Source organism: Leisingera aquimarina DSM 24565 (assembly GCF_000473165.1).
GTDB lineage: Bacteria > Pseudomonadota > Alphaproteobacteria > Rhodobacterales > Rhodobacteraceae > Leisingera > Leisingera aquimarina.
In genome coordinates this window covers 138,433-158,700 of record NZ_AXBE01000014.1, presented here as the reverse complement: position 1 = coordinate 158,700, position 20,268 = coordinate 138,433, and the positions used below count along the sequence as shown (strand labels likewise).

The following is a 20,268-nucleotide window of genomic DNA, read 5'->3' as shown; positions in this document are numbered from 1 at the left end:
CGGTTGGTTCCGCGGGCCTGGTTTTTGCCTATAAAGAATGCGCCTTTGTAGCGGGCATTGCATTCACGGGGTGATCACTTCCTTTGGAGCCGCAGAGACGGGCAGATTGCTGTCGCAAAGGAGAACGCGCGGTATTGCGCAATGGTTCCGCACGGAGCGGCCAATACCCGGATAGTGCGGCAATGGGGGGAACCTTGTCCAGCCTGCGGGTGCGGCGGCCGCTGCTGGGCCCCGCGCAAGACAGATAAGCCGGCCCCCCTGTGCCTGGGAAGCCGGTTTGACGGGCCGGGTTGCGCAGCGCCTGACGTTCCGGTGCGCTACTTCGCCTGTGCGTGCATCTGGCGTTTGCGGTCGCGGGTGCGGCGGGTCGCGTCCTCGGAGCCGTCATGATAGGTGCCGAACCACTTGTCCCAGGGCATTTCCGCATTGCCGTAATTGCACTCGTAATAGCGGTGATGCAGCTGGTGAAAGAAAGCGCCCAGCAGCAGGGCCTGACGGTCACGGGCCCAGATCGCCTCATACCCCGAATGGGACGAGGCCGCGCCCAGCATCAGCCAGTAACCGAGGAAAACCATATGCACCGGATGGCTGGGCAGCACCAGTACGATCAGGATGGCGCTAAGGTAGCCCGCCGCCTCGACCGGGTGCATCGACATGCCGGACCAAGGTCCGGTGTTGACGTTGCGGTGATGCACCGCGTGCACATGGCGGTAGATGAAAGGCTGATGCAGGAACAGATGCACCAGGTAGAAATGCAGGCTCTGCCACAGCGCCAGCAGCGGAAACAGGGCGATGAACCAGACCGGATGGGCGGCAAAGCTGAGTGTGCCGGTGAATCCGCTGGCGTAGGTCCAGCGCAGGAAACACTCCAGAACCGACAGAAAACTCGCGCCGAAGACCATCGAGTAATAGATGTTGTCCCAGGTCTGATAGCCGAATTTATAGAGGGCATTTTTGCGTTTCATGTAGGGGCGCGGGTCGTATTTCAGCAGCTTGCCCTGGCCGTCGATGCCATAGAACCACAGGTGCAGACCGCCGGCCACGATCAGCAGCAGCCCCCAGTTGCGCAGGAAGACCATCGAGGTCCAGCCAAAGGCGAAACCGGACTGCGCTGCGGTTACCGGCTGCAGCCAAAAGGCCACCGCAAAAGCCAGCGCCAGATAGATTGAACGGTCAGAGACCTGCAGCCAGTTCTGCCACAGCCATTTTGCCAGCCTGCGGGGCTTGGGCGGCCAGTGCCAGTAGGGCGCGTGATTCACCGGCAGGTCCGGGTGCCAATGCCATTCGCGGCTCATCGGGCCGGGCTCGGGGCACTCTGCCTGCGGGCTAGCGGTGTTCATGTCGGTGGTGGTCATCAGGGAAATCCTCGCCTGAAACGGGTTGCGGCGTTGAATACAGGAATAAGAGGATAGCCTGCGCCAAGTAAAACGAGTAATTCGAAGGTAAATCGCAAAATAATTTTGGTGATAAATGCGGAAACTGCCCAACCTGGCCTGGCTGCGCTCGTTTGAAAGCGCGGCGCAGCATCTGAGCTTCACGGTGGCGGCGCAGGAGCTGGGGCTGACCCAGACCGCGGTCAGCCTGCATGTGCGCTCATTGGAGGCCGAGCTGGGCTGCAAACTGTTCACCCGCGCCGCGCGCAGGCTGGCGCTGACGGAAATGGGCAAGGCCTATGCCTATTCGCTGCGTCAGGCGCTGGGGGATATGGCGTTTTCCACTGCCAGCCTGTTTGGAGCGGAGACCGGGCAGATGCTGACGGTGCGGGTGCAGATGTCCACCGCCGGGCTGTGGCTGGCGCCCAGGCTGCCGGAATTTGCACAGCGGCATCCGGGCATTTCGGTACGGCTGGTCTCCAACATCTGGGCCAGATCCGAGGCGCCGGAACAGGTGGATGTCGAGCTGCGCTTCGGCTCGGGCGGCTGGGACGGGGCGGCGACCCGTAAGATCTCAACCGAGCGGCTGGTGCCGGTTTGCGCGGCGGGCGGCGGCAGGCTGACCCCGGAAAAGCTGCGGCAGGGGCCGCTGGTGCAGATCCTGGGCTTCGAGGACATGCTGCTGCGTTATCTGAATGCGCATGGGTTGGTGCCGCCCGGCGATGCGGCGCAGTTTGCGGTTGATACCACGGTGGCGGCGCTGGAAATTGTCGCGGCGGGGGGCGGCTACGCGGTGGTGCTGGAACGCTTTGCCCGGACTGCGATTGAGACCGGCAAGCGGATTGAAATTGCCGGTGATCCGGTGCCGGTCGATCAGGCGCATTATTTGCTGGGGATGGCCGCGCCGGCAGAACAGGACGCCGGCAAGCAATTGTTTGAAGCCTGGCTGGAAGAGATCTTTCAGTAAGGCGCGCCGCCGTGCGTTTTGGCGGGTGACGGGCTGCGACGGCGCAGGCTGCCCCGCGCCGCCCGAAGGATCAGAAGGTTTGCCGATCGTGAAGGACACGGTGCGCTTCTGGCCGCGGGAGCAGTCATAGCTGTCATAGCAGACACTGTCATAGCGGCGGTCGAACAGGTTTGAGACCCGCAGGTTCAGCTCCATCGCCTGCCATTCATAGCGCAGTGCCAGACCAGCCAGAGTGTAGGACGGCGTCACCCGCAGATTGTCCTGGGTGGAGAACGCATCGTCATTATACCGCAGCCCGCCGCCAATGCTGAGGCCGGGCACAAGCTGCGAGGCATCGTAGTCCGGCCACAGCGACAGCTGGTGCCGCGCAGGCCTGCGGTAACGGAAAGGCCATTGCCGAACTTGAAATGGTCCTGCAGGTAGATGCCTTTTTCGGTGTATTCCTCGCGGGTATCTGCCGCCAGCGGCGGGTAGGCGGCGTCGAAATCGAACACCGGATCGGCAAAGCTGACGGAATAGACGCCATAGGCCTGATGCTGGCGGTATGCCGTCTTGCGGCGCTGGTAGTCGGCGCCGGCGATCAGGCTGTTGCCGCCGCTTTTCCACTCCGGATAGTTGTCGAAACCGATGTTATGGGCGTCCTCGGCATTGGCTTGCGCGGTAAAGCCCATGTCACCGGTAGCGAAGCCCGTAGAGGCCAGGTACAGATCCAGGTGATCAATCCGGTCCAAGATGTAGGGGGCGATCGTGAAGCTGGCAGAGTTGTGCGATTTGTTTGGCAGCCCGTCGCGGTACAATGCGCCGCTCCAGCTCGGTGGAGGTCACTACCGGGAACCGATTGCGGCACCTCGGCAAGCGGCACACCGGATTTCACCCCGGTTTCGGTGGCGGGCGCCAGGTAGCCTTCGTCGGCACTTGCATATTGCAGCTTGTCGCGGACGATGACCGCGGCCAGCTCGACCAGCTCTTGAACTTGGGCGGCGGCGGGCAGGGCGGCAATGAGGCAAGCGCCAAGGGCGGTACGGCGCATGAGGGCGCGCAGAGCGGGCCGGCCAGCGGCTGCCGGGCCAGGTTGGAAAGTTATCATGGTGTCCCAGGTTTGCGGCTCAAAGGGTGCAATGCACCGGCCGGTGCCTGTTTGTTGGCAAAAGGGATGGATTTGCCTGGGGGCTTCCCTGGGTCGCCGCAAAATACAAATTCGAAATGCGCTGTCAATCGGCTGTGCGGAGTCCGGGTGCCGCACAAGTGTCTGGCCCGGCGTTCCCGGGCTTTATAGGGCCGCGCTGCAGGCGTCGCGCATATCCTGGCCAAACAATTCCACCGCGCGCCGCTGAACCTGACTGCGCCGGACCGCAAGCGAAAAGGCGGACTGCCAGCGCAACTGCGGGTGTGCCAGCTCCCGGAACAGGCCTGCTTTGATCCGGCTTTCCGCGAAATGCACCGGCAGCGGGCCCAGATACTGCCCGGTCTCGATCAGCATCGCCATTGCTTCCATATTGGCGACCACTGCAGTTGGATCCGGGCGGCCAAGACCGGGAGAGACAAGCCTGTCATAAGAGCGCTGGCAGAGCGGATACCTTGCAATCTCCTGCGGACTGATCTGCGCATCGGGCGCAGTGAACAGAGGGTGGTCCCGGCCGCAATAAAGCCGGTGCTCTTCGCGGCACAGCGGCTCATAGGACAGGTCCGTGATCTGGTTGCGGAACGGCGCTATGGCCAGATTCAGCGCGCCGGAGATCAGCTGCTGGGTCAAATCGGCGGGGGAGGCGACGACGATTTCCAGCCGCACCTGGTTCGGGCGGGCCAGAAATTGCTGCAGGGCCTGGGCCAGGTTGAGGCCGGGCAGGCTGCTCACGGCATCAACCACGCCGATACGCAGATCGCCGGTGACCGCATCGCGCAGCTCCAGCAGGTCGGCGTCGAAATCGCGGGCGCTCCGCAGGATGCTGCGGGCCTTCTGATAGGCGATGGCGCCGCGTTCCGTCAGCCGGAACCCGCCGCGGCCGCGCTCGCACACCCGATAGCCGAGCGCGGTTTCCAGGTCGCGGATGCGGATGCTGATGGCGGACTGGGTGATCCCCAGCGCATACTGTGCATCGGAGAACCCGCCGCAGTCGGCCACGGTGACAAAAGTTTCCAGCAGCGTGTTGCGCAGCAGTTTCATGGGGCCGTCCTCCCTGGTGGTCATGCAGGCATTACATGAAAAACTGTCATATGAAGATAAGCAGTATGATATTTTGTTACGTAATGTGCTGTGCTGAGTTGCCGCCAGACCCTTAGATGGAGACACATATGTCTGGACACGGTTACGAAGCCGGCCGCCTGAACCTGCCCTTTGTCGGCATCGCGACCTTCGGCAAGAAACCCTATGTCGAGGATTGGGACAGCATAAATGCTGACGTCGCCATCCTTGGTGCGCCGTTTGATTTCGGCTGCCAGTTCCGCTCGGGCGCGCGTTTCGGCCCGCGCGCAGTGCGCGAGGCCTCGACGCTGTTCAGCTTCGGCCATGCCGGCGCTTACGACCACGAAGATGACGCCACCTACCTGGGCGAAGACGTGCGGATCGTCGATCTGGGCGATGCTGACATCATCCACACCAAGACTGAGGAAAGCCACGCCAATATCGAATACGGCGTGAAGAAGATCCTGGCGGCTGGTGCCTTGCCCGTCACGATCGGCGGCGATCATTCGATCAACATTCCCTGCATCAGCGCCTACGCCGGAGACTGCGCCGAAAAGGGCCCGATCCACGTGGTGCAGATCGACGCGCATCTGGATTTTGTCGATGAACGCCATGGTGTTACGGATGGCCACGGAAACCCGATGCGACGCGCGATTGAAAAGGACTATGTCTCCGGCATGACCCAGCTGGGCATCCGCAATGTCTCCTCCACTGCGCGTGAGGGGTACGAGGACGCACGGGCGCGCGGCTCGGATATCCTGTCCGTGCGCCAGGTGCGCAAGCTGGGGACGGATGCGGTGCTGGCGCGTATCCCCGCAGGCGCGCGCTATTACGTCACCATCGACATCGACGCCTTCTGCCCCTCAATCGCGCCGGGCACCGGCACTCCCAGCCACGGCGGTTTCCAGTATTACGACGTGCTGGAGATCTTGCAGGGTCTCAGCAAACGCGGCGACGTGGTCGGGATCGACCTGGTCGAGGTCGCTCCGGCCTATGACCCTTCGGAAAGCACCCAGATTCTGGCCGCGCAGCTGCTCTTGAACTTCATCGGATTCATCTGTCACAACAAGAAATAGGCCTTCTCCCGTTGGCGTGCCAAGGCATTTACTGGACCGGCCCAATTGCTTCTTTCTGGTCAAAAATACCCCGGGGAGCGCGAGGGGCCGGCCCCTCGCTCCTGCCGCGGCCGCAAACGCCAATGCCTCAAGCGGGCATCTTGCCTTCTGCAAACGCCCGGGCTGCCGCCACTGCCGCCGGGTCCGGCGCTGCCCCGGTGAATCCCAGCAGATAGCCTTCCAGCCGGGCGGTGCGGGCCTGCATCGGTTCGCGGACTTCCAGCGCGTGGTAGCCGCATTGCATGAAATACAGAATCCGCGCCCGCGAATCGGCGTCATACGGCGTATACCCATGGCGCATGAACATCGCGGTGACCGCCTTCAGCCGCAGCGCATCCGCCGCATCGATCCGGTTGCGCACCTTGCCGTCGCGCCGCGACCATTCGCGCACCGCAAAATCCAGATTGGCGTCGAACAGCTCCGGATCGACAAAGCAGCGGAAGAAATTGCAGACCGCCCAGGAAATATTGCCGGCCGGCAATTCGCAATGGGTCAGGATCGGATCGGTGTTGCGCGTCTCCCAGTCGTCCAGCAGCGCCTCCAGCAGGTGTTTGCGGCTTTTGAAATACCAGTAGAAGCTGGAGCGCGAGACCCCCAGCCGCTCGCCGATGGCCAGCACCTTGACCCCCGCCACGCCGTCGCTGATCAGCAGATCGCGGGCCACGTTCAGCCAGTCCTCGGGGGTCACTTTGACATGGCCGCTCAAGGGTTCTTTGTCGGGGTTGTCCCGGTGCAGCACCGGGGCGGTGCGTTTGGCCATGTCAGCTCTCCGGCGGGGCGCCGCCTTCTGCGGTGCGCTTGGCGATGAAGCTTTTCAAGGCCTCAACGCGGGTGTCGTCAGTCTTGGGCCGGTTATCATGGGCCAGGATATCCTTCCAGACCCGGGTTGCGCGCTGGTTGGCGTCCAACGCCCCGCGCTCGCTCCAGGTGCCGAAGTTAGCATAGTCATGCACCACCGGTTCGTAGAATTCGGTGCTGTAGCGTTCCATGGTCTGGGGGGCGGCAAAGAAATGCCCCTGCGGCTCCACCTGTGTCAGCGCGCTGGCGTAGCCGATTTCCTCTGTCCCGGCCTGCGTGCCTGCGCACAGCTCGGCAACCATGTTCAGCACCTCGGCGTCGGTGATCAGCTTTTCGTAAGAGACCGACAACCCGCCTTCCAGCCATCCGGCTGAATGGATGATCACGGTGGCGCCGGCCATCAGGCAGCCCCAAAGGCCCATCTGGTTTTCATTGGCCGCCTGCACGTCGTTGGTGTTGGATGCAGACCCCGCCGCCGAGCGCCAGGGCAGGCCAAGGAAGCGCGCCAGTTGGCCTGCCGCCAAGGACGCCTGGAAATGCGCCGGTGTTCCGAACGCAGGCGCGCCGGATTTCATGTCGACGTTGGAGGTGAAGGTGCCATAGCAGACCGGCGCGCCGGGGTTTGCCAGCTGGGTCAGGGTCAGCGCCGCCAGCACCTCCGCATGGCTGAGGGTGATGGCGCCCGCCACGGTGATCGGCGCCATTGCCCCCATCAGGGTGAACGGCGTGATGATCGAGACCTGGCCGTGGCGGGCAAAGTCGATCAGCCCCTGCGCCATCGGAATGTCCAGCGTGCGCGGGCTGTTGGTGTTGATGATGGTGTAGCAGCGCGGCTCGGCCTGGAACCCGGCGTCGGACAGGCCGCGGAAATCGCGGATCATCTCGAAACAGTCCATCACCTGCGGCGTGCCGCGCGAGAAGATGAAGGGGAATTTGTCGGTCCGCGTCATCTGCGCCTCGGTGGTGAAGTAGTGGCGCAGGTGCACGGGCACGTCCTGTGGCTCCACCTGGGGCGAGATCATGTGGAAGACGTCGAAGTGATGGGTGAGCTTGAGGTATTCCAGATAGTCCTGGGCTGAGCCGGGGCGGCGTCCGCGTTCCAGATCGGTGGCATTGGGCGCACCGGCGCCTGCCTGGAACACCAGGCTGCCGAGCTCCAGCGTGATGTCGCGCTCCCGCGTGCCTGCCCGGCAGGTGATGGAGCGTGGTGCGGTGGTCAGCGCAGCCTCGATAATGTCACGGCCAATATAGACCATCTCAGTGTCTTCATCGACACGGGCGCCGCCTTTGGCGTAGATCTTGCGGGCCTCGGGCAACAGCACCTTCATGCCCAGCTCTTCCAGCATTTTCAGTGCGGTTTCATGCATGTCCGCGATCTGATGCGCCGGGAAGACCTCCATCAGCGGGAAAGGGTTCTTCAGCTGGCGGTAGTTTACATTGCGCTGCGGGGCAGGGGTAGCTTCACCCCCGCGTCCCCGGCGCCGGCGTCCGCGAGCATTGCCTTGGTTTTCGATGGTCATGGGGTCAGCCTCTCATCGCTTTGCCGGAAGGGTCGTAGGGGGAGGGTGCAATCACGCGGGCGGCACGCTCCTGACCGACGATATGCACTGTCAGTTTGCTACCTTCTTCAGCGGCGTCGCGGTCCACCATTGCCATGGCAAGCGATTTGCCCAGTGTGTGGCCATAGCCGCCGGAGGTGACAAAGCCGACGCGCTTATCTCCCTGCCAGACCGGTTCATAGCCGCTGGCGTCTGCATCCGTGGCGTCCACCTCGACCGGCACCACGATCTGCGCCGGGCCGCCCGCGTCGCGTTCAATCAGCGCGGCGCTGCGGCCGATGAAGTCCTTGTCCCAGTTGATCCAGCGGTCCATGCCGGTTTGCGCCGCAGTGTAGCCTTGGGTGAATTCCGCGCTCCAGATACCGAAGCTCTTTTCCAGCCGCAGGCTGAGCAGCGCGTTGAAGCCGTATTCGCGGATGCCAAGGTCCGCGCCCGCTTCCAGCAGGGTTTCGCGCAGGGTGATGTGCTCAGCGGCGGAGCAGTGGAGTTCATAGCCCAGCTCACCGGCGACCGAGAGGCGGCCCACTTTGAGGCGCAGCATCCCGATGTCGAAAGTGCCGCAGCCCATGAAGGGCAAGTCTGCGATGGGGCCGTCTGTCAGCTTTTCCAGCACCTTGCGGCTGTTGGGGCCTGCGAGGCTGAAACCGGTGATGGCATCAGTCACGTCGCGCACCGCGACGCCCTCGCCCATGTGGTCCTGGAACCAGCGCATGTGCCATTCGCGCAGGTAGTAGCTGCCCATGATCCACCAGGTTCCATCTCCCCAGTTGAACACGGTGAGGTCGCCCTTCAGGCGGCCTTCGGGGGACAGCATCGGCGCCAGTTTGGCGCGGCCGGGTTTGGGCAGTTTCGAGGCCATGATGCGGTCAAGCCAGGCCTCGGCACCCGCGCCTGAGACCTCAAAGCGGGAGAAGGCGGAGATGTCCAAGAGGCCAACGGTCTCGCGCACCGCCTTGCATTCATCTGCGACGATTTCAAAGGCGTTGGAGCGTTTCAGGGTCGGGGTTTCAGTGAAATCTTCGGAAGGCGCGAAATAGAGCGGTATTTCCAGCCCGTAGCTGGCGCCCCAGCGGCAGCCTGCGGCGGTCATGTCCGAATAGGCGGGCGCCTTCTTCAACGGGCGGCCGGCGGGCAGCTGCTCGTTCGGGTAGGTCATCACGAAGCGACGGGTGTAGAACTGGCCGGTGGTTTCCTTGATAAAGCGCTTGTTCTGGGCGTAGTCGCCGAAACGGGCCACATCCATGCCAAAGACATCGGCCTCGGGCTCGCCATGGATCATCCACTCGGCCAAGGATTTGCCAACGCCGCCGCCCTGCAGGAAACCCGCCATCACGCCGCAGGCGCACCAGTAGCCGGGCTTGCCGCGCACCGGGCCAACCAGCGGGTTGCCGTCGGGGGCAAAGGTGAAGGCGCCGTTGACCCAGGTTTTCACGCCGGTGGTCTGCAGCGCCGGGTAGCGCTCAAAGCCCAGGGTCAGTTCGCGTTCGATCCTGTCGGGGTCTTCCTGCTGCAGCTCGAACCCGTATTCCCAGGGCGCGCCGTCCATCATCCAATGCTCGTGGTCAATTTCGTAAATGCCGAGCAGAATGCCCTTTTGGTCCTGCCGCATATAGGTGAAACCTTCGAGGTCGACGGTCATCGGCACCTCGAAATCCAGCTGTTCCAGCTCCGGAATGGTGTCGGAAATCAGGTAGTGGTGATTGAGCGGCGACACTGGCAGTTCGACGCCCGCCATGCGGCCCACTTGCTTGGCCCAAAGGCCCGCGGCATTGACCACATGTTCGGCGTGGATGGTGCCCTTCTCAGTGACGATTTGCCAGCCATTGTCCACCTGATGCAGCTCCAGCACCCGGTTGTGTTCTATCACTTCCGCGCCGCGTTTCTTGGCAGCACCCGCATAGGCATGCACGGTCCCGGTGGTGTCGACATAGCCCTCGCGGTCGGCCCACATACCACCGAGGATGCCCTCGGTGGACATGATAGGGCACAGCTCGCCCGCCTCTTGCGGGGTGATCAGGCGGCAGTCGTCGATGCCGATCGACTGGAAGGTGCGATAGGCCGATTGCAGCCATTCCCAGCGGTCGGAGGTGCCCGCCAGCGTCATGCCGCCGGTCATGTGCATGCCGACGGACTGGCCGGATTCCTGTTCGATCTCGCTCAGCAAGTCGATGGTGTAGGCCTGCAGCGAAGCGATGTTGGGGTCGGCATTCAGCGCGTGAAAACCGCCTGCGGCGTGCCAGCTGGACCCTGCCGTCAGCACCGAGCGTTCGATCAGACAGACGTCGGTCCAGCCGAATTTCGCCAGGTGATAGAGGACGGAGGCGCCAACAACGCCGCCCCCGATGACAACGGCACGATAGTGCGACTTCATAAGCTTGCTCCCTGTCTGCTGCCGCCGGGCCAGCGGGGCGTGCCGCCGAATCTACCCTTTGGACATTGCTGTCCAATTCATCGGCGATCCTGGACAGTCTTGTCCAGAAAAATCTTGCGCAGCAGATCAAGGCGCGGAAGCGGGTTACAAATCCAGTTCGATTGTGTCTGACGCAGGAACTGCGCAGCAGATCAGTGTTTCCCCCTCTGCAAGCGCCGCCGACGGAGCGCTGCGGTAGGTTACTTTGCCTGCGCCGAGCCGGGTGCTGCAACTGCCGCAATTTCCGGCGCGGCAGCTGAATTCCGGCGTCAGGCCATGGTTTTCGGCCAGCTCCAGCAGAGTCCCGTCAGCAGGGGTCCATGGCTGTTCAAATCCGGATCTGGTGAAGCGGACGATGGCGGTTTCGGATTCTGGCACGGCTTCCTTGAGGCGCGGGGCATCTTGGGTGCGCGCCAAGGCGGATGGCCCGAACGCTTCGGCATGAATGTCTGTGTCATGAACCCCAAGGCTGAGGAGGCTGTCATAGGCGGTTTGCATGAACCCGCCGGGGCCGCAGAGGTAGATATCGGCGTCTTCCTGCGGCAGAACCTGTTGCAGGGTTTCACCATTGACCCGACCTGTCAGATCGAATTCCCGGCCCTCGGTCTCCCCCGCGGCGGGTGCGCTGATCAGCGAGAGATAGCGGATCTGCCCGCCGGAGGCCTGTTCCAGATCGCGGAATTCACGGGCAAAGGCGCGTTCCCGGACGGTGCGGGCCGCGTGCAGGATGGTCAGCGGGCGCAGATGGCGGGTGCGGACCCCCTCACGCAGCGCGTGGCGCGCCATGGCGATCATCGGGGTGATGCCGACGCCGCCGGCGATCAGCACAGCCGGCCGTTCCTGTGACGCATCCAGAAAGAAGCCGCCGCGCGGCGCCTTGGCCTCGATCACTGCCCCCGTTTGCAGATGGGCGTGCAAGTGACGGGACACAGTGCCGGCCTCCTCACGCTTGACCGAGATCCGGTAATGGCCTTCGCCCGGCGCGGAGGACACGGTGTAGGTCCGCACCAGCGGCTTTTCCGCGCCGGGCGGCGTGGCCCGGAGGGTCAGGAACTGGCCGGCCTCAGACGCCAGCAGCGGGCCGCTGTCCTCCGGCTCCAGATAGAAGGAGCGGATCACCGTGCTTTCCTGTTCGGTGCGGGCTATCCGGTAGCGGCGCCAGGTGTTGCGCTGTTCTTCCTGCTGCGCGCGCGCCGCTGCCTCAGCCCAGGTGTCCGTCAGCAGCGTATTGGGCGAAAACTCCCCGCGCTCAGCGCGCCAGGGCAGGGCGCCCTCCAGCCAAAGACCTTGGCGCAGGGTGAACCGCCAGCCGCGGCCGGCGCTCTGGAAGGCTGTCACATCGGGGTGATCCTCATCCAGCAGCTCGACGGTGCCGGTCAGCATCAGCAGGCTGCCGGTGGTGAAATCCGGGAACACCAGCCCTGCGCGCGGGTTCAGCAGGAAGTTCCCCAGCGTGTTGAAGTGGTTGTTGCCGGGGAAATCGGGGATGGTCAGGGTGTTGCCGTCAATGCGGACAAAGCCGGGGCGCCCGCCCCGGTACGAGGCATCGACGCCTTCGCGCTCGGGGTGGCTGCCCGCGGGGACGTGGCTGGCGACAAAGAAGATGTCGGTTCCTGAGATCAGCGCCGCGTGGCTGCTGTCAAGCTCTGTGAAGGGCTGAGGCTTGGCGGGTGCCTGCCGCTCCGCCGGTTTCAGATTCCTGAGCTGGATGTACTGCGGACAATTGCCGAATGACTGGTCGACCCGCATGGTAAAGCCATTGCGGGCCGCGGCGATAACGCGCCCGTTGACCCGGTTGCGGCGGCGGCTGTGCAACTCGATCCCCAGCATCCCAAGCGCAGCTCCCTTGCGGATCGCAGCGCGGACGGGATCCTCCGTGCCGCCGCTCAGCGCGACATGCAGATGCCGCGCATCCGGTGCGCTGGCAAAACCGGGCTGGCCGCTCAAGAGGCTCGCCCAGGGCCAGCCTTCGTGATCCACCGCGCCAACCGCCAGGAACGGCAGCTGGGCATAGAACGCCCGGTGCTGATCCGGCATGAAGGGGCGGATCACCCGGCGGCCGAAGGTCTCCATCATCTCGTGCTTGCCGACGCGTCGCTGCATTTCCTGTTCGCCCTCATGGAAGGGGGAAGGACCGGTTGCATCATTGGGAGTCATGGAAACCTCCTGTGTTCTGAGAGAGTTACGCGGCGGCCCGCGCGGAGGCCGCCGCGCTGTGGATCAGGCGGCCAGCCCAACCCTGGTGACGGGCATCGGCTTGAAGCCTTTCAGCCCTTCGATATTGGTCAGCAGGGCACGCACGTTCGGGTAGGGATCCAGCGAGATGCCGCCCTCCGGCGCGTGGGCGAGGTAGGCATAGGCCGCCGCATCGGCAATTGTCGGGGCATCGCCAACCAGGAAGCTGCGGCCGTCCATATGGGCGTCGAGCTTGCCCAGAACCCGCGCGGCCACGGTCTTGCAGGCCTCGGCGTCCAGCGGCGCGTTGAAGACGGTGATCAGCCGCGCTGCCGCCGGGCCAAAGGCGATCTCGCCCGCCGCCAGGGTCAGGAACTTCTGCACCTCTGCCTCCAGCAATGGGTCCGAGGGCAGCCAGGCCGGCGCGTATTTGCGCGCCAGGTAAACCAGGATCGCGTTGGAATCGGTGATTACATCGCCGCCGTCCTCGATCACCGGCACCTGGCCCGCCGGGTTCAGCGCCAGGAAAGGCGGCTGCTTGTGCTCACCCGCGGCGAGATCAACGGTGATCGTTTCATGGGCGATCCCGGCGAGGCTGGCGAACAGCTCCACCCGGTGGGTGTGGCCGGAGAGGGGGAAGCCGTGAATTCGGATTGGATGCGGCATATCTTGGGTCCTTCTATGTGGCATAGGCCTGGTTGCTTGAAGACACCGGGAAGATACGTCATGACGTTCCTGGCGATAATATTCTAATCTGGCGATTGATTATGTATGCGTGGTACATAATATGCAGACCGGAGGGAACGATGGATAAATTGGACTGCATGCGCACCTTTGCGGCGGTTGCGGCGCAAAGCTCCTTTACCAGCGGTGCCTTGCAGCTGGGGATCAGCACCAAGCTGGCCAGCAAATATGTCGCCCGGCTGGAGGAACAGCTGGGTGCGCAGCTGTTGAACCGCACCACCCGCAAGGTGACGCTGACTGATACGGGCCGCGCCTATCTGGAGCGCTGCCTGCCGCTGCTGGACCAGTTCGACGAGCTGGAGGACGTGGTGCAGCTGCGCCAGCAGGAGCTGGCAGGCCCCATCCGCATCACCGCGCCCACAGGCTTTGGCAGCCGCGAGCTGGTGGAGGCTTTGCAGCCGTTCCAGCAGGCGCATCCCAAGCTTTCGGTGGAACTGGTGTTGTCCGACCGCCACCTTCCAATGCTGGAGGAGGGTGTCGATCTGGCGGTGCGTTTCGGTGCCTTGAAGGACTCGACACTGGTTGCCCGCAAACTCTGCAGCATGCGGCTGGTGGTGGTGGCGTCGCCTGAGTACCTGGCCGCTCATGGCGAACCTGCAGAGCCGGAAGCACTGGCGACACACAACTGCCTGTTGCAAATGACCTCACCGCAGCCGGACGTCTGGGTCTTTGGCAAAGGGTCTGCACAATGGGCCGTCACTGTTGGCGGCAGCTTCCGTGCCAATTCGCCCCGGGCGGTGGCGCATATGGCGGCCAGCGGCCTCGGCATTGCCCGGTGCCCGCACTACACCGCGCTTCCGTTTCTGCGCGACGGCAGGCTGCAAGTGCTTTTCGAACAACAGGAAACCGACCCAACAACACTTTATGCGGTTTATCCCGCCAGCCGCCATCTAACGGCACGGATCCGGGCGCTGATCGACCACTTGGCGGGCTGTTTCGGTTAGGGGTAACCAGTCCTGTGCGTCATGTCAGCCTCTGGCTTCTTCTTTCTGGTTTCCAATACCCCAGGAAGCGCGAAGGGCTGACCCCTTGCATCAGCAAAACGGCCGATGAATAGGCCGAGGGGTAAATAGGGCAACAATATTGCTCCATTTATTTTATGCTTGAAATATATATTCAAGCCTGCGTAGGCTTGTCCCAACGGCTGGCGCAAGATCAGCCGGGGAGATGCGGGCTGTTGCGGGTCTTGGCTTCTGCCGGGACGGCGTTAAAGTCGCAAGCATTTGATCAAGAACCCAGGTCTGAAGGCCAGGGCATATTCTGGGAGGAAAGACGTAATGAAGACCATTCGGATGCTCGCCATGGCCGCTGCGGTCCCGGCGCTGGCGGCTGCGGCCCAGGCCGACACCAAGATCGGCATGATCACCACCCTGTCCGGCGGCGGAGCCGGACTGGGCGTGGATGTGCGCGACGGTTTCATGCTGGCAATCGAACAGGACGGCCGCGACGGCGTCGAAGTGGTGATCGAGGATGATCAGCGCAAACCCGATGCCGCGGTGCAGATCGCCGACCGGATGATCCAGTCAGAGAAGGTCGATATCCTGACCGGCATCATCTGGTCCAACCTGGCGATGGCGGTGGTGCCCGCTGCCACAGCACAGGGGGTGTTCTACCTGTCGCCGAACGCCGGCCCTTCGGCCCTGGCAGGCAAGCGCTGCCACCCGAACTACTTCAACGTTGCCTGGCAGAACGACAACCTGCACGAGGCCGCAGGCGCTTATGCCAATGAGGCGGGGCTGAAAAACAGCTTCATCCTGGCGCCGAACTACCCGGCGGGCAAGGACGCGCTGACCGGTTACAAGCGGATGTACGGCGGCGAACTGGCCGGTGAGATCTACACCAAGCTCGGGCAGACCGATTATGCCGCCGAGATCGCCCAGATCCGCGCCTCCGGCGCCGACTCGGTCTATTTTTTCCTGCCCGGCGGCATGGGGATTTCCTTCCTGAAGCAATACGCGGGCAGCGGCGTGGACCTGCCGGTGGTCGGCCCGGCATTCTCCTTTGATCAGGGTATCCTGCAGGCGGTGGGTGACGCTGCGCTGGGGGTGAAGAACACCTCGCAATGGAACAAGGATATCGACAATGCAGCCAACGCCGGTTTTGTCGCCGCCTTTCAGGAGAAATACGGCCGCCTGCCTTCGCTCTATGCCAGCCAGGGCTTTGACACCGCCAACCTGATCCTGAGTGCACTGGACAAGGCTGAGCCTGCCGATCAGGACGCGTTCCGTTCGGCGCTGAAGGCGGCAGAGTTCGCGTCTGTCCGCGGTGATTTCAAGTTCGGCGACAACCATCATCCGGTGCAGGACATTTATGTCCGCGAAGTGATCAAAGAAGGCGATGTCTATACCAACAAGATCATCGCCACCGGGCTGAGCGACCACGCCGACGCCTACGCCGGCGAGTGCAAGATGTAAGACAGACCGCCAAGCGGAGGCGCCACAGCGCCTCCGCCGCGGCAATGCTTCCCCTTCGGAAATTCAAATGACCTATATTCTAGTTCTGGAGCAGATCCTGAACGGGCTGCAGTTCGGCGTCATGCTGTTTCTGATGGCAGCCGGGCTGACGCTGGTATTCGGGGTGATGGGGCTGATCAATCTGGCCCATGGTTCGCTCTATATGGTGGGCGCTTTTGCTGCCGCCGCCGTTGCCGGGTGGACCGGCTCGTTCCTGCTGGCGCTGATTGCCAGCCTTGCCGCTGCCGCCGCAGCCGGCGCGCTGATGGAGCTGGTGGTGATCCGCCGCCTGTACCGGCGCGACCATCTGGACCAGGTGCTGGCGACATTCGCACTGATCCTGATCTTTTCCGAAGGCACCCGCTGGCTGTTCGGATCTTTCCCGCTGTTCCTGGACGTGCCGCCTTATCTGTCAGGGCCGGTTACCCTGCCGGGCGGCATTGAATATCCGCTGTACCGGCTGGCGATCATCCTGATTGGATTGGCAATTGCCGCGGGTCTGTTCCTGCTGATCGCCCGAACGCGGATTGGCATCCAGATCCGCGCAGGCGAGGCCGACCGCGAGATGATCGCGGCCCTTGGCGTCGATATCTCCAAACTCTACACGCTGGTATTCGCCCTTGGCGCGGCGCTGGCCGGGCTGGCCGGTGCGCTGGTAGGGGCGATCCAGTCGGTGCAGGTCGGCATGGGTGAGCCGGTTTTGATCCTGGCCTTTGTGGTGATTGTCATCGGCGGCATCGGCTCGATCAAGGGCGCCCTTGCCGGCGCGCTGCTGGTGGGGATGACCGACACTTTGGGCGGGGTGTTCCTGCCGCGGCTTTTCACCCTGTTCATGGAGCCTGCCAGCGCAGCCTCGGCCGGGGCGTCGCTGGCATCGATGCTGATTTACATCCTGATGGCCGGTGTTCTGCTGGTGCGCCCGTCGGGCCTTTATGGAGGGAGCGCCTGATGCTGACCCGTGAATACATGCTGAACTGGGCGATGATTGCGGCGCTCTTGTTCGTTCCGCTGGCGGCCTGGACGCTGGATGAGCCGTTCATCATCACCCTGGCGACCAAGGCTGCGATCCTGGCGCTGGCCGGGGTGGGGCTGAACATCGCGCTGGGGCAGGGCGGGCTGATCAGCCTTGGCCATGCGGCATTTTTCGGCATTGGCGGCTATGCCATGGGCATCCTTGCTGCCCACGCCCAGAACTATGAGCCGCTGTTCGGCTGGCCGTTCCTTTTTGAAGGCAGCAACCAGATGCCGCTGATCTGGCTGGTGGCGGTTGCCGCCAGTGCCTCGGCCGCGCTGGTGATCGGCGCGCTGTCCCTGCGCACATCGGGTGTCTATTTCATCATGATCACGCTCGCCTTTGGGCAGATGCTGTACTACTTCGCGATCAGCTGGAGCGCTTATGGCGGCGAGGACGGGCTGTCGATCTGGGTCCGCAATGAATTCCCTGGTCTCAACACCTTGGACCCGATCCAGTTTTTTGCGATTGCCTATGTAATCCTGTGCCTGGCGCTGTTTTTCGCCGCACGGTTGGCGCGCTCGCCATTCGGATTGGCGCTGGCCGCTGCGCGCCAGAATGAGGACCGGGTAGAGGCGGTGGGTCTCACACCCTTTACCCTGCGGTTGACGGCCTTTGTGATTTCCGGCGCCATCACCGGGCTGGCCGGGGCGCTGTTTGCCGACCTTAACCGCTTTGTCAGCCCCACTATGCTCAGCTGGCACACTAGCGGCGAGATCATGATTTTTGTGATCCTCGGCGGAGTCGGACGGCTGTACGGCCCGGTGGCGGGCGCCGCGCTGTATATTCTGCTGGAGCATCTTCTGGGCGGGATCAGCGACTACTGGCAGATTTTTCTCGGGCTGCTGCTGCTGCTGATCGTGCTGTTTGCCCGAGGCGGGCTGATCGGGGCGCTGGCAGGACGGGAGAAGGCACATGGCTGATGCGGTTCTGAGAACCAAAAAACTGAACAAGAGCTTTGGTGCATTGCAGGCGAGCCGCGATGTCTCGCTGGACCTGCGGCCCGGTGAAATCCACGCGCTGATCGGGCCGAACGGGGCCGGGAAATCAACGCTGATCAAGCAGATCGCGGGCAATATCGCGCCAGACAGCGGCAAGGTGGAGCTGCTGGGCCGCGACGTGACCGCGCTGGATACCGTGGCGCGGGCGCGGATGGGGCTGGGGCGGACGTTCCAGATTTCGGCGCTGGCGATGGAGTACACCGTTCTGCAGAACGCGGTTCTGGGGGCGCTTGGCGGACAGGGGCGCCCGTACCGTTTGTTCCGCAATGTGATGAAGGATCCGGCGCTGCTGGAACCGGCGCGCGATGCGCTAGAACGTGTCGGCCTGAGTGATGACGCCGGCCGCCGCACCGCTGACCTGTCGCACGGCCAGCGCCGCCAGCTGGAGGTGGCCGTGGCGCTGACGCTGCAGCCAAAACTGTTCCTGATGGACGAACCGATGGCCGGGCTGGGCAGCGCCGGGTCCAAGGCGCTGACCGGCTTTCTGGATGATTTGCGGCAGGAGGCGCCGATCCTTTTGGTGGAACACGACATGGATGCGGTTTTTGCCTTGGCCGACAGGATCAGCGTGCTGGTCTATGGCCAGATCATTGCCACCGGGACTGCCGCCGATATCCGCGCCAACGCCGAGGTGCGCCGCGCCTATCTGGGAGAGGAGGACGCCGCATGAACCTGCTGTATTTACAGGGGGTTGAAGCCGCCTACGGTCCGGCGCAGGCCCTGTTCGGGGTCGACCTGGAAATCGCCGAGGGCGAGGTTGTGGCGCTGATGGGCCGCAACGGCATGGGAAAATCCACCACCATCAAGACCATTTGCGGGATGCTCGCAGCCACCAAGGGAGAGCTGCGGTTTGAGGGCCATGATCTGCGCCAGCTGCCGTCGTACAAAATCGCCCGGCTGGGCGTCGGGCTGGTGCCCGAAGGGCGGCGCTGCTTTGCGCCGCTGACGGTTGAGGAAAACCTGACGGCTGCAGCGCGCCCCGGCCCGTGGGATTTTCAGAAAGTTGCAGAGCTGTTCCCGCGGCTGGAGGAGCGGCGAAGCCAGAAAGCCGGGTCTTTGTCAGGCGGTGAACAGCAGATGCTGACCATAAGCCGCGCCCTGATGACCAACCCGCGGCTGCTCATTCTGGATGAGGCGACCGAGGGTTTAGCGCCAGTGGTGCGGCAAGAGATCTGGGCGGCGATTGCCCGGCTCAAAACCACCGCCGGGCTGGCCATTCTGGTAGTCGACAAATCGCTGAAGGAGCTTTCGGCCATTGCTGACCGTGCGGTGATACTTAACAAGGGCTGCAATGCTTGGGGCGGCCGGATCGAAGAGCTTCCGGCCGAAGTGGCAAACCGGTTCTTGGGCGTGTGATTGTGAACTCACGGTGAAGTGCAGCTTCTGATATTCTGTTTTATTCCAATTGGTTCTGAATTTCTATCTGGTGGTTTTCAAACACCTCCGCGGGGGTCCGGTATCCGAGGCATTTGCGCGGGGTGGAATTGAGGCGGTGGCAAATCGACCTTAAATATCGATTTGTCAGCGCCGTCGGTTCGGTTGATCGGGGCAGGTATCTTCGCAGCCTGTTGTTGGTGTTCTCGACGGTGCCTTTCTGCCAAGGCGCCTGTGGGTCGCAGAACCAACTGCCGGCTCCAATCCCGTCTTTGCGCCGTTGCCAGGCCGAGAATTCCGTTCCGCGGTCGAAGGTGATCGACTGACGTGCATCCGCGGGCAGGGGAGCCAGCCCCTGGATCAGAGATTCCATGACCGGCTTTGATTGACGGTCTTCATTGCGCATGACGACGGTATAGCGGCTGACCCGTTCGACCAGGGAGGTGATATTCACCTTGCCATGCTCCTTTCGGAACATCACCAAACCGCATTCCCAGTGGCCAAACTCCGTGGCTCTGCGATGCGTTCTGGCCTATGTGACACGCTCTGGCTGTCAAAGATCCGGGTGCGGTTGTGTCTGCGGTGCCCACCTGGTCCGCGGCGTCTGCGATGTTCGGGGAAATGGCGGTAAAACTGCTCTTCGCGGCCATCCTTCGAATAGGCGAAGCGGTAGATCGTCTCGTGGCTCACGCGGATCGGATGGCGTTCCAAACGCATCCGGCCTGCGATCTGCTCGGGTGACCAGCCGGCCTTGAGCCGGTCCTCAATGGCAACCTTGAGTTCCGGGAACACAATCATCTTTCGATGAATGGCACGGCGGCGCTCATACATGTCTTGAGCAGCCACGGCGTGATAACCCTCCAGCTCCGGAAGTTCAGAGTCTGTGTAACGGTTCCGTTTAATGTCTCGGTAGATTGTCGAAGCATCACGGCACAAACGGTCCGCGATCTCAGAAATTGGCATATGGGCTTCAAACCACTTGGCAATCTTACGGCGTTCGTCCAATCACAGGTGTGAGTAGTGGCGCCCCATTCAACATCCTCCGTGCAAGTTTCTGCTTTGATACAGAATTTGCACTTCGTTTGTGAATCCACCCCGGCTGCAT

The 20,268-nt window shown here is 63.0% G+C and carries 16 protein-coding genes and 1 pseudogene; 8 read left to right on the top strand and 9 right to left on the bottom strand.

All coding sequences use genetic code 11. The annotated features are described in order from the left end of the window. Positions 1–317: 317 nt before the first annotated feature. Positions 318–1,355, bottom strand: coding sequence for a sterol desaturase family protein (locus AQUI_RS0103635; RefSeq protein WP_027256288.1), 1,038 nt, complete (start codon positions 1,353–1,355; stop codon positions 318–320). A 115-nt stretch (positions 1,356–1,470) separates the two neighbouring features. On the opposite strand from AQUI_RS0103635, the gene AQUI_RS0103630 reads away from it, so the two are divergent. After that, the gene (locus tag AQUI_RS0103630; protein WP_027256287.1) at positions 1,471–2,340 is read left to right on the top strand and encodes a LysR substrate-binding domain-containing protein; all 870 of its coding nucleotides are present in this window, start codon (positions 1,471–1,473) and stop codon (positions 2,338–2,340) included. A 245-nt stretch (positions 2,341–2,585) separates the two neighbouring features. Here AQUI_RS0103630 and AQUI_RS31120 read toward each other — a convergent pair whose 3' ends face one another. Both AQUI_RS31120 and AQUI_RS0103615 read right to left on the bottom strand, forming a co-directional pair. Then, positions 2,586–3,137 (bottom strand): TonB-dependent receptor, encoded by a 552-nt coding sequence (locus AQUI_RS31120; RefSeq protein WP_027256286.1) that lies wholly within the window; start codon positions 3,135–3,137, stop codon positions 2,586–2,588. A 473-nt stretch (positions 3,138–3,610) separates the two neighbouring features. After that, positions 3,611–4,504 carry a LysR family transcriptional regulator gene (locus tag AQUI_RS0103615; RefSeq protein WP_027256284.1) on the bottom strand — a complete coding sequence of 298 codons (894 nt, stop codon included), beginning with the start codon at positions 4,502–4,504 and terminating at the stop codon, positions 3,611–3,613. 128 nt (positions 4,505–4,632) lie between these two features. Between AQUI_RS0103615 and speB the strand changes: the two genes are divergently transcribed. Further along, the gene (gene speB / locus AQUI_RS0103610; protein ID WP_027256283.1) at positions 4,633–5,598 is read left to right on the top strand and encodes an agmatinase; all 966 of its coding nucleotides are present in this window, start codon (positions 4,633–4,635) and stop codon (positions 5,596–5,598) included. A gap of 127 nt (positions 5,599–5,725) precedes the next feature. Here speB and AQUI_RS0103605 read toward each other — a convergent pair whose 3' ends face one another. From AQUI_RS0103605 to AQUI_RS0103585, 5 genes are all read right to left on the bottom strand, one after another. Beyond that, on the bottom strand, positions 5,726–6,397 hold the full coding sequence (locus AQUI_RS0103605; RefSeq protein WP_027256282.1) for a TetR/AcrR family transcriptional regulator: 672 nt from the start codon (positions 6,395–6,397) through the stop codon (positions 5,726–5,728). A 1-nt stretch (position 6,398) separates the two neighbouring features. Beyond that, positions 6,399–7,955: a trimethylamine methyltransferase family protein gene (locus AQUI_RS0103600; protein WP_027256281.1), complete on the bottom strand. Its 1,557-nt coding sequence runs from the start codon at positions 7,953–7,955 to the stop codon at positions 6,399–6,401. 4 nt (positions 7,956–7,959) lie between these two features. Continuing rightward, positions 7,960–10,365: a GcvT family protein gene (locus AQUI_RS0103595; RefSeq protein WP_027256280.1), complete on the bottom strand. Its 2,406-nt coding sequence runs from the start codon at positions 10,363–10,365 to the stop codon at positions 7,960–7,962. Between the two features lie 144 nt (positions 10,366–10,509). Next, positions 10,510–12,561 (bottom strand): 2Fe-2S iron-sulfur cluster-binding protein, encoded by a 2,052-nt coding sequence (locus tag AQUI_RS0103590; RefSeq protein WP_027256279.1) that lies wholly within the window; start codon positions 12,559–12,561, stop codon positions 10,510–10,512. A gap of 63 nt (positions 12,562–12,624) precedes the next feature. After that, complete coding sequence (locus AQUI_RS0103585) at positions 12,625–13,245, bottom strand: glutathione S-transferase family protein (protein WP_027256278.1); 621 nt, start codon at positions 13,243–13,245, stop codon at positions 12,625–12,627. A 140-nt stretch (positions 13,246–13,385) separates the two neighbouring features. Here AQUI_RS0103585 and AQUI_RS0103580 point away from each other — a divergent pair, with 140 nt between their 5' ends. From AQUI_RS0103580 to AQUI_RS0103555, 6 genes are all read left to right on the top strand, one after another. Beyond that, positions 13,386–14,267, top strand: a complete 882-nt coding sequence (locus tag AQUI_RS0103580; RefSeq protein ID WP_027256277.1) for a LysR family transcriptional regulator — start codon at positions 13,386–13,388, stop codon at positions 14,265–14,267. Between the two features lie 333 nt (positions 14,268–14,600). Continuing rightward, positions 14,601–15,737 (top strand): ABC transporter substrate-binding protein, encoded by a 1,137-nt coding sequence (locus AQUI_RS0103575; protein WP_027256276.1) that lies wholly within the window; start codon positions 14,601–14,603, stop codon positions 15,735–15,737. Between the two features lie 67 nt (positions 15,738–15,804). Next, a complete protein-coding gene (locus tag AQUI_RS0103570) occupies positions 15,805–16,725 on the top strand; it encodes a branched-chain amino acid ABC transporter permease (protein ID WP_027256275.1) in 921 nt (306 codons plus the stop codon). A gap of 2 nt (positions 16,726–16,727) precedes the next feature. Next, the gene (locus tag AQUI_RS0103565; protein WP_027256274.1) at positions 16,728–17,711 is read left to right on the top strand and encodes a branched-chain amino acid ABC transporter permease; all 984 of its coding nucleotides are present in this window, start codon (positions 16,728–16,730) and stop codon (positions 17,709–17,711) included. Continuing rightward, a complete protein-coding gene (locus AQUI_RS0103560; RefSeq protein WP_027256273.1) occupies positions 17,704–18,459 on the top strand; it encodes an ABC transporter ATP-binding protein in 756 nt (251 codons plus the stop codon). Before AQUI_RS0103565 ends, AQUI_RS0103560 begins: the two co-directional genes overlap by 8 nt. Further along, positions 18,456–19,145 (top strand): ABC transporter ATP-binding protein, encoded by a 690-nt coding sequence (locus tag AQUI_RS0103555; RefSeq protein WP_027256272.1) that lies wholly within the window; start codon positions 18,456–18,458, stop codon positions 19,143–19,145. The genes AQUI_RS0103560 and AQUI_RS0103555 overlap by 4 nt, the downstream gene beginning before the upstream one ends. 40 nt (positions 19,146–19,185) lie before the next feature. On the opposite strand, the pseudogene AQUI_RS27125 reads toward AQUI_RS0103555, so the two are convergent. Further along, positions 19,186–20,168: pseudogene (locus AQUI_RS27125) on the bottom strand (IS30 family transposase). Positions 20,169–20,268: the final 100 nt, after the last annotated feature.